This window comes from Streptomyces sp. Ru72 (genome assembly GCF_002920635.1).
Taxonomy (GTDB): domain Bacteria; phylum Actinomycetota; class Actinomycetes; order Streptomycetales; family Streptomycetaceae; genus Streptomyces.
Genome location: NZ_PQSR01000045.1, coordinates 25296 through 38643 on the forward strand (window position 1 = coordinate 25296; position 13348 = coordinate 38643).

Sequence of the window (13348 nt, forward strand, 5' to 3'; positions counted from 1 at the left end):
GATGCCCGCCACTCCGACGGGGGTTCGCCGGGCCACCGCGGTTCGTCAGGCCAGTTCGTAGCCGCGGAGGTCGGTGAGCAGGAGGTAGGTGTCCCGCAGCGACCCGGAGGTGTCGCCCAGGGAGCGGTAGATGCCCCACTTCGGCCGCACCCGGTCGGCGAGGAAGGTGTCCACGCCTGTCTTCGATCTGTCGCTGACGGTGGTCGAGCCGCTCCACCGTGTGCATGTCGAAGCCCAGTTGTCGCCGGTGGCGAAGATGTGCGGGTGCCCGGCCGGGTGGGAGTCCGCGCGGTCGTCCTCGACGGTCTCGAAGGCACCGAGGCCGTCGTTCCTCGCCGAGGGGGACCACTTCGACTGCCAGGAGGCCGCCCGCGCCGTGGCCGCCGGCAGACCGACCGCCGCGGCCGTCGTGCCGCCGAGGGCCGTCGTGCCGCCGAGGGCCGCGCTCAGCAGCGTTCTTCTGGTGGGGCTCATGACCGTTCACCTCGCTGCGAAGGGGGTGGCTCGAGGAGCGTGCCTGGCAGCTCCGGTGCGACGGCGGGGAGTTGCCCTCTGCCGGTCACCGTGGCCTGGCGACCCGGCCAGTCAGGGACCTGCCGGACCGCTGTCCTCAGATGTCTCCCGAGAGCTCGGCTCCCGCCTACAGGGGGCCGCGTACACCTTTTCGTTCATGTCGGCGTACCCGGCTTCCAGCGAGTGGGGGGTGGCTCAGCCCACCGCACGGGAGGAAGGCGCACGTTGTTCACATGGATGCACTCGGTTCCACATACGCTCCGTGTCGCGATACAGAGCGGCGGGATGGCGTGGCCCGGTCAATGGTCTGGACCCATAAGGTCGGATCCATTTCCCGCCAATGTGGGGTTGTCGTCGAGGCTCGAACGGGGAACCCGCCGGTCAGGAATGCACGTAAGGTGGTGATCGTTGACGATAGGAGCACCACCCGACGACTGAAGGATCGAGAGCTCGTGAGCAGCAAGGTCCCCCCGATCATCCTGAACAACGGCGTCGAGATGCCCCAGCTGGGCTTCGGCGTCTGGCAGGTGCCGGACGACGAGGCGGAGAGCGCGGTCACCACCGCCCTGGAGGCCGGATACCGCAGCATCGACACAGCGGCGATCTACGGCAACGAGGAGGGCGTCGGCAAGGCCGTCGCCGCGTCCGCCATCCCCCGCGAGGACCTCTTCATCACCACCAAGCTCTGGAACAGCGACCAGGGGTACGACGCCACGCTGCGCGCCTTCGACACGTCGCTGGACAAGCTCGGCCTGGAGTACGTGGACCTCTACCTGATCCACTGGCCGCTGCCGTCCCGGGGTACCTTCGTCGAGACGTACAAGGCCTTCGAGAAGCTCCACGCGGACGGCCGCGCCCGGGCCATCGGCGTCTCCAACTTCCTTCCGGAGCACCTCGAGACGCTGATCGAGGCCACGTCCGTGATCCCGGCGGTCAACCAGATCGAGCTGCACCCGCACCTGCAGCAGCACGCCGCCCGTGAGTACCACGGGGAGCAGGGCATCGCGACCGAGGCCTGGTCGCCGCTCGGCCAGGGCAAGGGCCTCCTCGAGGTGCCGGCCATCGTCGCCATCGCACAGAAGCACGGCCGCACCCCTGCCCAGATCGTGCTGCGCTGGCACGTCCAGCTCGGCAACGTCGTGATTCCGAAGTCCGTCACCCCGGCCCGGATCAGGGAGAACATCGAGGTCTTCGACTTCTCGCTGGACACCGAGGACATGGCGGCGATCAGCGCGCTGAACGAGGACCGTCGCCTCGGCCCGGACCCGGCGACGTTCGACATGGGCTGATCTCTGATCGAAGACCGAACGGCGCGCCCCGGACCGCCTCCACGGCGAGTCCGGGGCGCTGCGGTGTCCCTCGGCGAGTCGCCGGCCAAGCAGTTCATCCGGAACGACTGAGCCCGTGAGGCCGGGCGCCCACCACCGGGCGCCCGGCATACGTCGGTCGGGCCGGCCGATCGGTCGTGGGGTGCGCTCCCCCTCAAGCCTTGACGGCCGTGTGCATCGTGTGCGCCTGAAGCACGTAGACATCGGGGCGGTGGTACAGACTCGCCTTGTCGTCCGGATCCAGGAGGCGGTCAAGGGTCGCGCGATCCGTCGCGTCCAGGCCGTCCGCGAGCTTGTCGCGACGGCGCTGGAACTCTGCGACGGCACAGGTGCGGGCCTCGTCGGAGAGCGGGGCGGTCAGCTCGAACAGGAAGGAGCGCGTCACCGGTGCGCGCAGCCCGACGGAGGTCATCAGCGCGCCCCAGTCCTCGGTCTCCGTGACCGCGCCGGGCAGCTCCGCGCGCATCGCGGTGAACCGCTCGGTCTCCACCGCGTCCAGCCGGGCCTCCAGACCCGGGCGTCCGATGCCGATGTCACGCGGGAGCCAGCGCGGGGGCAGGCCGCCCTCCAGCAGGGCCAGGACCCCGCCGGAAGCGAGACGATCCGCGAAGGCGGCGAGTGCCGCGCGCTGGTCACCGAGGTGGTGCAGGCTGCGACTCGCCCACAGAAGGTCCGCCGGATACTCCAACTCACCGAGCGCGCCCGGGAGTTCACCGGCCAGAGTGCTGAAGCGGTCGGCCAGCCCCAGCCGGGCGGCCCGCATACGGGCGCGTTCCAGCAGCGGCTCGGAGCCGTCGGCCGCCACCACGCGGGCGTCCGGGAAGGCCTCGGCGAGGACGCAGGTGACGGCTCCCGGTCCGCTGCCGGCGTCGACGATCAGCCCCGGCCGCGCACCGCGCTCCCCCAGCCAGCCCGCGATCCGCCGGTACATGGGGGTGAGCAGTTCGGCCTGCGACTCCAGCAGCGGGGCCATCGCGGACCAGTCGACGTCGGCGTGCGCGTGATGGTGGTGGTGCTCGTGCGCCATGGTGTTCACCCTCTCTTCTCGGTGCCGTCAGCCTGCGCCGACGCACCGTGAGCGGGCCACTTCTGTTGCCGGTACGGCAACAACACGAACTGGACCGCCCCGACGGCGGCCACCGCGCGGTGGAGTCGGCGATCCGCCGGGGCCCGGCCCGGGAGGGCTGACCCCGGCGGATCACCTCAGGTCACGGCAGAGGCGGGTAGGCGTTCTGCATCAGTTGCTGGAACTGGGCCGAGAACCAGTGCCCGGACAGCGGTGCGTTCGGCAGGGCGCCCGACATGTTGTTGTTGTTCCGCGGGTTGCCCGTGTACGTCGGGTCGCACATACGGTCGAAGCCCTTGCCCTCGTCGTTCGGGATCGCCGAGCTGGCGCCGTCGGACTCCCCCGGCGGCTTCATCCACACGTAGGCGTCGATGCCGGGGGCCGGGCTGGCCTGCGGACGCTCGCCGAGTCCGGCGCCCGCCTGGTTGCACCAGTTGCCGGTATTGATGCGCCGGTCGTAGCGGCCGCCGTTGACGTACGCGTCCACGTCCGTCCTGGGACCGGGGCCGGTGGGCCGCGCCGAGCCTCCCCAGCCGTTCCGGGACGTGTCGATCAGCATCCCGATGTCGGAGTTGAAGCCGACCGAGATGAGCTTGTCCCGGAAGGCCTGCGCGTACGACAGCTCATCGACGTACCGGTTCCAGTCCACCCACTTGGACTGGCGCACCGACGTGCCGTTCACGGTGTCGTCGATGGTGAAGTTGTCCTCCTTCAGGGCGCTGTAGTTGGCCGTGTTGGTGATGAAGCCCGCCACGTCGTCGACCGTCGCGCCCTCGCTGGTGGCCGCCTGCTTGAGCAGGTCGGCCGTAGGGGCGAAGTTGTCGTCCCAGCCGAGCCAGCCGTGGTGCCCGGCGTCCACGTAGTTGTAGACGTTCGGGATGGCGCCGAGTTTGCCGAGCGCGTAGCCGACACCCTTCACGTAGTTGCCGTTGGCCTTCATCGTGTCGCACTGCGGAGTGGCCGTCGCGCGGCTGCCGGTGTTGGTGATGAGGTTCGGCAGCGAGTCGAGCTCGACGGTGGTGACGATCCGGAGGGAGGCGTACTCGGGGTCGGAGAGGATCGCCGCGATCGGGTCGATGAACTGGGTCTTGTACTTCTCGATCTCCGTCGGGCCCAGCTCGCCGTTGGACGCCAGGGCCGAGCAGTCCCGTCCCGGCAGGTCGTAGACGACGAGCTGGACGACTTCCTCGCCGCTGCCCTTCTGCTTGAGCGCCTCGTCGAGGTGGGCGCGCAGGCCCATACCGCCGTTCACGCCGTTGATCGCGGCGATGCGGTCCAGCCAGACGCCGGTGGGCTGGTTGGAGACGCGGCTGCCGCCCGGCTCCGCGGCGGCGTGCGCGGACCACTCGGGGTTCACGTAGACCTTGGCGCCCGCGTACGGGTTGTCGACGCGGCTGCCCGAGCCGCTGCCGCCGCCATTGCCGCCTCCGCCACCCCCGCCGCTGCCACCGCCGGCGTCGACGTTGCAGGCGACGCCGTCGAGGGTGAAGGTGGCCGGGACCGCGTTGGTGCCGCTGTAGGAGGCGTTGAACCCGAAGCTGACCGAACCGCCGGTAGCCAGCGAGCCGTTGTAGCTCTCGTTGGCGGCGGTGACGGTGGCCCCGCTCTGACTGATTTTCGCGTTCCAGCCGCTGGTGACCCTCTGGTTGCCGGCATACGACCACTTCACCGACCAACTCGACTTCGCCGACGAGTTGTTGGTGACGGTGACGGCGGCGGTGAAGCCGGTGTCCCACTGGTTCTGCACCTTGTAGTCGACGGTGCAGGGGACGGCCGCGTGCGCGGGGGTGGTGACGACCGCGGTGCCGGTCCCGCCCGCGACGAGGGCGAGGGCGGCCAGTAACGACGTTCTGGTACGACTCATGAGTGCGGGTTCCTTCTGGGTGTGGGGAGTTACGGATTGACGGCGCGCAGGTGGTCGCGCAGCCCGATGCCGTACGACGTGGGCGTTCCGTCGTAGTCGGAGATCAGGGACGGCCCCGACGAGCAGTCCCAGGTGTTCCAGGTCCAGCCGAGGTAGGACAGGCTGCGGTCGTCGAACCACTTCATGACCTGGTCGACGAACCCGTGCGAGCAGGTGTTCTCCCCGATCTCCCCGGCCACCAGCGGCACCTGGGCCGCGACCGGGGCGAGCGTGGAGTTCCAGCAGCTCTCGTTCGCACAGGTGTTGAAGTTGTAGACGTGGTAGGCGGCGACGAGATTGCCCGCCGGGTCGCTCGGCTTGTACGTCAGCCACTGGCTCAGGTCGTTGGAGTACGCGAGCCCGCCCGCCAGGATCACGTTCTTGGCGCCGGTGGAGCGCACGGCGTCGACGAGGTCCTGCATCCCGGCGACCTCATACCCGATGCCCGGGCAGGTACCGCCGTCCTTCCAGCACTTCCAGGCGTCCGTGGCGCCGGAGGTCGCCCGGTCCGGATACGGCTCGTTGAACAGGTCGAACACCACCGCCGGGTCGTCCTTGAACGTGCTCGCGACCGACGACCAGAACGACGGGGTGTACTGGGCGTCCGGCATGGGCTTCTGGCAGGTGGCGTGCACGTCGGAGCAGCCCGCCGAGTTGCCGGTGTACTGGCCGTAGGTCCAGTGCAGTTCGACGACCGGCGTCATGCCGTGCGCCTCGACGCGGGCCACCAGGTCCTTGACCGCCTTGATGTAGTCGGTGCCCGCGTACTCCGGCTTGACGTTGGAAAGACCCAGCCAGCACTCCTCGTTGAGCGGGATGCGGACCGCGTTCGCCTTCCAGTCGGCGATCGCCTTGATCGCCGCGTCGTCCACCGGGCCGTCGAAGACGCCGTAGCCCTGGACGCACATGAACTCGCCGCCGGACCGGTTGACGCCGAGCAGGCGACGGGCCTTGCCTGCGGCGTCCACGAGCTTGTTGCCCAAGACGTGCAGGGCCGGGGCCGAGCCGCTCGCCGGAGGCTCGGTCGGCGGCGGCGTAGGCGTCGGTTCGGAGTCGACGTTGCACGTCGTCCCGTTGAGCTTGAAGGCCGTCGGGACGGCGTTGCTCCCCGACCAGGACGCGAGGAACCCGGCGCTGACGCTCGCACCGGTGGCCAGCGAGGCGTTCCAGCTCTCGTTGGTCGCGGTCACCGTCGTACCGGACTGGGACCACTTGGCGTTCCAGCCCTGACTGACCTTCTGACCGCCCGCGAAGTCGAACGTGAGCGCCCAACCACTCACAGCGGCACGGTTGTTGGTGATCCTTACGGCACCCTGGAAGCCGCTGTCCCACTGGCCCGTGACGGAGTACTCCACCGTGCACGCGGGGGCGGCGCCCGAGGCCGTGACCACCGGGACGACCACGCTGCCGACGACGGCGACCGCGACGGCCATGAGTAAGAGTGCTGAACGAGGGGGGTGTCGCATGAGCGATCCTTGCAGCTCGGGCGCGTCCGTGACGGACGCGTCGACTGATGGAGTCGCTCCCACTGGTGCCGGTGAAGGTAGCGCCAAGTGACGGCGAAGAACAGAGGAGTAGCTGACTTTCCTTCAGTTCCTCCCGTCGAATCTTTTCGACTCTTCAAGCACCTTGACCCCTTCTGGCCCCCTCCCCAATATGGGAGCGCTCCCACTGGTTCAAGGCTTGTTGCTCCTCCCCCCACCTCTGCTCCGAGCCGCAAGGAGGAACCAGCACATGGCACCCAGACGCAGACGTCGCAGCGCGCGACGACTCTGGACCGCCGCTGTGGCGGCCCTCGCGCTCCCCCTGACGATGCTCGCCAACGGCACGAATCCCGCCCATGCGGCGGCGGTTCAGTGCAGCATCGACTACAAGACCAACGACTGGGGCTCCGGCTTCACCGCGGACCTCACGATCACCAACCGCGGCACCGGCGCCCTCAACGGCTGGACGCTGACGTACGACTACACGGGCAACCAGGCGCTGACCAACGGCTGGAGCGGCACCTGGTCCCAGTCCGGCAAGTCGATCACGGTGAAGAACGCCTCCTGGAACGGCACGATCGCCGCCGGGGCCGCGGTGAACACGGGCGCCCAGTTCACCTACAGCGGGACGAACGCCGCGCCGACGAACTTCGCGATCAACGGCACGACCTGCGTGGGCGCCCACCAGCCGCCCGTCACGGTGCTGACCAGCCCGGCCGCCGGCGCGGTCTACACCCAGGGCGACGCCGTCCAGCTCGCGGCCACCGCGGCCGCCGCCGACAACGCGACGATCAGCAAGGTCGAGTTCTACGACGACACGACGCTGCTGGGCACGGACACGAGCGCGCCCTACTCGCTCTCGGTCTCAAGCTTGACCACGGGCAGTCATTCCCTGGTGGCCAAGGCGTACGACAGCCTGGGCGCGTCGGCGGAGTCCACGCCGGTCGGCATCACGGTCGCCTCGGGTCCCGCCCTGGTGGCCTCGCCGACCCAGCTCGGCGTCCAGCAGGGCAAGACGGGCACGTTCGGCGTCACGCTGTCCAAGCAGCCGAGCGCGAACGTGACGGTGTCGGTCGCCCGCACGTCCGGCAACTCGGGCCTGACCGTCACCGACGGTTCCGCGCTCACCTTCACACCGTCCAACTGGAACACGGCCCAGACGGTGACGGTCACGGCGGACGCCTCCGGTACCGGCTCGGCCACCTTCACGGCCTCCGCGACCGGTTACACCAAGGCCACGGTCACCGTCACGGAACTGGCGGCCACCAAGGCGTACGACGCCCGCTTCCTGGACCTCTACGGCAAGATCACCAACCCGGCGAACGGCTACTTCTCCCCCGAGGGCATCCCCTACCACTCGGTGGAGACGCTGATCGTCGAGGCGCCGGACCAGGGCCATGAGACGACGTCGGAGGCGTACAGCTATCTGCTGTGGCTGCAGGCGATGTACGGCAAGGTGACGGGTGACTGGTCGAAGTTCAACGGCGCCTGGGGTCTGATGGAGAAGTACATGATCCCTACCCACGCCGACCAGCCGACCAACTCCTTCTACAATGCCTCGAAGCCCGCGACCTACGCGCCCGAACTGGACACCCCGAACGAGTATCCGGCGAAGCTCGACACGTCCGTCTCGGTCGGCTCGGACCCCATCGCGGGAGAGCTGAAGAGCGCGTACGGCACGGACGACGTCTACGGCATGCACTGGCTGCAGGACGTCGACAACGTGTACGGGTACGGCAACGAGCCCGGCACGTGCGAGGCCGGCCCGGCGGCCACCGGACCGTCGTACATCAACACCTTCCAGCGCGGTCCCCAGGAGTCGGTGTGGGAGACGGTGCCGCAGCCGACCTGCGACGCCTTCAAGTACGGCGGCAAGAACGGCTACCTGGACCTGTTCACCGGTGACTCGTCGTACGCCAGGCAGTGGAAGTTCACCGACGCCCCGGACGCCGACGCGCGCGCCGTGCAGGCCGCGTACTGGGCGGACGTGTGGGCCAAGCAGCAGGGCAAGGGCGGTGACGTCTCCGCGACCGTGGGCAAGGCCGCGAAGATGGGCGACTACCTGCGCTACGCGATGTACGACAAGTACTTCAAGAAGATCGGCAACTGCGTCGGTGCCTCGTCCTGCCCGGCGGGCACCGGCAAGGACGCCTCGGACTACCTGCTGTCCTGGTACTACGCCTGGGGCGGTGCCACCGACACCAGCGCCGGCTGGGCCTGGCGCATCGGCTCCAGCCACGTCCACGGCGGCTACCAGAACCCGCTCGCCGCGTACGCGCTCAGCTCCTACGCCGACCTGAAGCCCAAGTCAACGACGGGCGCCTCGGACTGGTCGAAGTCGCTGCAGCGGCAGCTGGAGTTCTACCAGTGGCTGCAGTCGTCCGAGGGCGCCATCGCGGGCGGCGCGACCAACAGCTGGCAGGGCCGGTACGCGACCCCGCCGGCCGGCACGTCGACCTTCTACGGCATGTACTACGACTGGCAGCCCGTCTACCACGACCCGCCGTCCAACCAGTGGTTCGGCTTCCAGGCGTGGTCGATGGAGCGGGTCGCGGAGTACTACCAGCAGACGGGGAACGCCACGGCGAAGGCGGTCCTCGACAAGTGGGTGAAGTGGGCACTGTCCAAGACCACGATCAACCCGGACGGCACCTACCGGATCCCCGCCACGCTGCAGTGGTCCGGGCAGCCCGACACGTGGAACCCGTCATCGCCCGGCAACAACAGCGGGCTGCACGTCACCGTCGCGGACTACACCAACGACGTCGGTGTGGCGGCCGCGTACGCGAAGACGCTGACGTACTACGCCGCCAAGTCCGGTGACCTGACGGCGAAGTCGACGGCGAAGGCGCTCCTTGACGGCATGTGGAACAACTACCAGGACACCCTGGGCATCGCCGTCCCGGAGACCCGCACGGACTACAGCCGGTTCGGCGACACGGTGTACGTGCCGAGCGGCTGGAGCGGCACCATGCCGAACGGCGACGCGATCAACTCCTCCTCCACCTTCAGCTCGCTGAGGTCCTTCTACAAGAACGACCCGGCGTGGTCGAAGATCGAGGCCTACCTGAAGGGCGGCGCCGCGCCCTCGTTCACGTACCACCGGTTCTGGGCGCAGGCGGACATCGCCCTCGCCATGGGCTCGTACGCGGAGCTCCTCGAATAGGTCCCCGCCGGGTGCTCCGCGGGAGGACCGTGGTTCGACTGCTGGTCCGCTGTGGCTGGTCGCGCAGTTCCCCGCGCCCCTTCAGGGGCGCGGTACGCACCGCACCTTTCCGCAGAACCGCCTGAAAGCTCCGCGTGCGTGGCCCCGTCACCTGACGACGGGGCGCCGGCCGGGCGGTCCCCACCCGCACTGGGGGCCGTCCGGTCCTCGCGCGTTCTCCTCACGGAAGGACCCCTGTGCGAAGAACCTCCCGAAAGGGCCGCAGCCTCACGGCCGTGGTCGCGCTCGCGGCCGGCCTGCTCGCGGGCACCGGTCCCCGGCCACCTGTACCTCGCGTACAGCGAGAAGAGCGGCCCGTACGACGGCGGCAAGGGCCAGTTGTGGCGGTATGCGACGGCGACCGGCACCTGGACGAACATCAGCCCGGTCGCGGAGGCCGACACCTACTACGGCTTCAGGATCGACGTGTCGTCTCGCCCTGGCTGACCTTCGGCGCGAATCCGTCACCGCCCGAACAGACCCCGAAGCTCGGCTGGATGACCGAGTCCCCGGAGATCGACCCGTTCGACTCCGACCGGATGATGTACGGGACGGCACCGAGAACCTGACGAAGTGGGACGGCGGCGGCCAGTTCAACGTGAAGCCGATGGTGCAGGGCCTGGAGGAGACGGCCGTCAACGACCTGGCCTCTCCCCCGTCCGGTGGTGCCCAGCTCTTCAGTGCCCTGGGTGACATCGGCGGCTTCCGGCACACGATCTGGCCGAGGTCCCGTCGAGGATGTACACCTCCCCCACCTTCACGACGACCACCAGCCTGGACTTCGCCGAGACCAGCCCGAACACGGTGGTGCGGGTCGGCAACCTGGACTCGGGCCGGCACGTGGCGTTCTCGACGGACAACGGCGCCAACTGGTTCGCAGGCACGGACCCCTCTGGGGTCAGCGGTGGCGGCACGGTCGCGACAGCGGCGGACGGCAGCCGGTTCGTGTGGAGTCCGGCGGGGACGGGCGTGCAGTACACGACGGGTTTCGGATCGTCCTGGTCGGGGTCGAGCGGGATCCCGGCCGGGGCGGTCGTCGACGAAGGGCGACATCTGGCTGGCCGGCGGTGCGACGGACGGCGCGTACGGTCTGTGGCACTCGACCGACGGCGGGGCCACATTCACGAAGCTGCCGAACGTCGAGCAGGCCGACACCGTCGGCTTCGGCAAGGCGGCGACGGGAGCCTCGTACCAGACGCTGTACACCAGCGCGGAGATCGGCGGGGTGCGAGGCATCTTCCGGTCGACCGACAAGGGCGCGAGCTGGACCCGGATCAACGACGACGCCCACCAGTGGGGCTGGACGGGTGCGGCGATCACGGGTGATCCGCGTGTGTACGGGCGGGGGTACGTGTCGACGAACGGCCGCGGGGTGACCTACGGCGACACCTCCGAACACGAGCGGAGGCGGCGGCGGTGCTACGGATCCGACGCCGACGGGCGCCTGTTCCGTGACGTACGAGATCACCAATCAGTGGTCGGGCGGCTTCCAGGCGGACGTGACGCTCGCCAACACGGGCTCCTCCGCGTGGAGCGGCTGGTCGCTCGGCGGTCGTTCCCGGGCGGGCAGAAGAGCGGCCAGCTGTGGAACGCCGAGCACACCCAGTCGGGGTCGGCGGTGACAGTGAAGAACCTGGGCTGGAACGCCCGTGTGGCCGGGGGCTCGTCCGTGAGCTTCGGGTTCACGGGGAGCTGGTCGGGGTCGAACACCGAACCCACGGCCTTCAAGCTGAACGACCAGACCTGCACGGTGAGCTGACGGCCGGGGCGTGTGCCGTGCGCACGGCACACGCCCCCAACGGCGTGACCATGCGCACGCCGGATGGTTATGCCGGTCATGGAAGCATCTCGTTCCCGCAGGTCCGCCGCCCTCGGCGCCGTCACCTCGCTCCTGCTCCTCGTCGTCACCGTCCTGGCCGGGTCCCCGGCCACCGCCGCCCGTCACGCGGTCCCTTCGGCGGACCCCGCGGCGATCCGCGCATGGAACGCCATCGCCACCGACACCATCGCCACCAACCTCGGCCCCACGCGCCCATCTGGGCAGGCGGTCGTCTGGCACGGGTTCGTCTCGGCCGCCGTCTACAACGCCGTGGTAGGCATCCAGGGCGACTACGCGCCGTACAAGTGGCAGGAACGCGGCCCCTCCACCGCATCGCCCGAGGCGGCGGCCGTGGCCGCGGCGCACCGTGTCCTGCTCACCTACTTCCCGGCGTCCCGGGCCGGGCTCGACGCCGCCTACGCGGACTGGCTCGCCAGGATGCCCGACGGCCCGGTGAAGACACAGGGCGTGGACTTCGGAGAGCGCGCCGCCGGCCGCCTCATCACCCTGCGCGAAGGCGACGGCCGGGACGCGCCCGTGCAGTTCACCACCCCGCCGGCGCCCGGTGTCTGGCGGCCCACCCCGCCCGGCCATCTGCCCTTCATCGACCCCTGGCTCGGCAGGCTGCGCCCGATGCTGCTGCTCTCCCCGGAGCAGTTCCGTCCCGGTCCGCCACCCGCCCTGCACTCGGCGCGCTATGCCCAGGACGTGAACGAGGTGAAGAGCATGGGCGCGAAGACCGGCTCGCCCCGCACCGCGCTCCAGACCGAGACGGCCCTGTTCTTCGGGGGCAGTCTGGTGACACAGATCCAGGCGGCGCTCAGGGACTACACCGACCGGCACCACCTGGGCATCGCCGAGACGGCGCGCGTGTTCGCCGCGGCGAACACGTCGGCGACCGACGCCGTCGTCACCGCCTGGGACGCCAAGCTCCGGTACGGGCGCTGGCGGCCCATCACCGCCGTCCAACTGGCCGACACCGACGGCAACCCCGCGACCCGGGCCGACCCGCAGTGGCAGCCGCTGCTCCTCACGCCACCGCACCCGGACTACCTCAGCGGCCACACCACGGTCACCGGCGCGGTGACCCGGACCCTCAGCGGAATCCTCGGCACGACACGGCTGGACCTGAACATCCCGTCCGAGATCACCGGCACCACCCGGCACTACGCATACGCCGACCAGCTGGACCAGGACATGATCGACGCGCGTGTGTGGGCCGGAATCCACTTCCGCTCGGCGGACGTGGCCGGGGCCCAGGCCGGCAAGCGGATCGGCACCTGGGCGCTGACCCACTACTTCCAGCCACTGCGCCCGCACCGCTGATCCGGGGGGCCGCGTGCTGTACCAGCACGCGCCCCCCGGAAGCGCCAGGGCACGGAGAACAGCGGTTACAACCAGCCCCCGCACCCCAGCTTCTTCATCGCCGGCAACATGCCCGCTCCGCCCCGACCCACCGTCTACACGGCCTGAAGTCCGGCGACGGCTCCTACCCCCTGCTCAAGGACGTGCGAGGCCACGCCACGCTCGGCGAGCGGACCAGCGCCGGAACCGGCCCGAAGGGGTGCGACGAAGGCCCCGGTCATCGGCCGGGGCCTTCATTGCCGATGCTCAGCGTTTGGCGAGGTCGCCTACCTTGGTGGTCAGCGCGGCCATCGCTTCCTTGACGGTGCCGCTGTTCTTGCCGACCGCTTCGGTGAAGGTGTTGAGGGCTTCGGCGAGTTCGACGTTGCTCTGGGCCACGGCCAGGTTGACGGCTGCTTGCGCGAGGCGGACGGTGTCGGGATGGGCGCCCTTTCCGGCTGCTTGGTCCACCTTGCTCTTCGCCGTGCGGATCAGTTCCTTCGCGGTCGTTGCCACGGTCCCCCCTCGGAATCGGTGACGTGTCCCCGTCCACGGTAGATCGTGACCCGTGCACCGTGTAGGGCGCGTCAGGCAGCCCGGCTGCCGACGAGTGGCAGCCGGCCTCGCGGCCACCAGCGCGGAACCGACGGCGCGTCTGCGGTGGCGGTGCGGGGACGGGTGCTGCA

8 protein-coding genes and 1 pseudogene are annotated in these 13348 nt (G+C 69.7%); 4 read left to right on the top strand and 5 right to left on the bottom strand.

Features of this window, described 5'->3' with window-relative positions:
• Positions 1 to 45: 45 nt before the first annotated feature.
• On the bottom strand, positions 46 to 474 hold the full coding sequence (locus tag C3488_RS21175) for a hypothetical protein (protein ID WP_103841692.1): 429 nt from the start codon (positions 472 to 474) through the stop codon (positions 46 to 48).
• 491 nt (positions 475 to 965) lie between these two features.
• Here C3488_RS21175 and C3488_RS21180 point away from each other — a divergent pair, with 491 nt between their 5' ends.
• Positions 966 to 1802, top strand: coding sequence for an aldo/keto reductase (locus C3488_RS21180; protein WP_103841694.1), 837 nt, complete (start codon positions 966 to 968; stop codon positions 1800 to 1802).
• 193 nt (positions 1803 to 1995) lie between these two features.
• Here the strand turns inward: C3488_RS21180 and C3488_RS21185 are convergent, their stop codons facing one another.
• The 3 genes from C3488_RS21185 to C3488_RS21195 form a co-directional block, all read right to left on the bottom strand.
• Positions 1996 to 2868, bottom strand: a complete 873-nt coding sequence (locus C3488_RS21185; protein ID WP_103841731.1) for a trans-aconitate 2-methyltransferase — start codon at positions 2866 to 2868, stop codon at positions 1996 to 1998.
• A 181-nt stretch (positions 2869 to 3049) separates the two neighbouring features.
• Positions 3050 to 4771, bottom strand: a complete 1722-nt coding sequence (locus C3488_RS21190) for a glycoside hydrolase family 6 protein (RefSeq protein WP_103841696.1) — start codon at positions 4769 to 4771, stop codon at positions 3050 to 3052.
• A 29-nt stretch (positions 4772 to 4800) separates the two neighbouring features.
• Positions 4801 to 6243, bottom strand: coding sequence for a cellulase family glycosylhydrolase (locus C3488_RS21195; protein WP_258053554.1), 1443 nt, complete (start codon positions 6241 to 6243; stop codon positions 4801 to 4803).
• 301 nt (positions 6244 to 6544) lie between these two features.
• Here C3488_RS21195 and C3488_RS21200 point away from each other — a divergent pair, with 301 nt between their 5' ends.
• The 3 genes and pseudogenes from C3488_RS21200 (at position 6545) to C3488_RS21210 (ending at position 12644) form a co-directional block, all read left to right on the top strand.
• Positions 6545 to 9460 (top strand): glycoside hydrolase family 48 protein, encoded by a 2916-nt coding sequence (locus tag C3488_RS21200; protein WP_103841698.1) that lies wholly within the window; start codon positions 6545 to 6547, stop codon positions 9458 to 9460.
• Between the two features lie 318 nt (positions 9461 to 9778).
• A pseudogene (locus tag C3488_RS21205) lies at positions 9779 to 11258 on the top strand (cellulose binding domain-containing protein); the annotation flags it as partial.
• 78 nt (positions 11259 to 11336) lie between these two features.
• Positions 11337 to 12644: a vanadium-dependent haloperoxidase gene (locus C3488_RS21210; protein WP_103841735.1), complete on the top strand. Its 1308-nt coding sequence runs from the start codon at positions 11337 to 11339 to the stop codon at positions 12642 to 12644.
• Between the two features lie 285 nt (positions 12645 to 12929).
• On the opposite strand, the gene C3488_RS21215 is transcribed toward C3488_RS21210, so the two are convergent.
• Complete coding sequence (locus C3488_RS21215; protein WP_103841700.1) at positions 12930 to 13178, bottom strand: hypothetical protein; 249 nt, start codon at positions 13176 to 13178, stop codon at positions 12930 to 12932.
• Positions 13179 to 13348 lie beyond the last annotated feature (170 nt).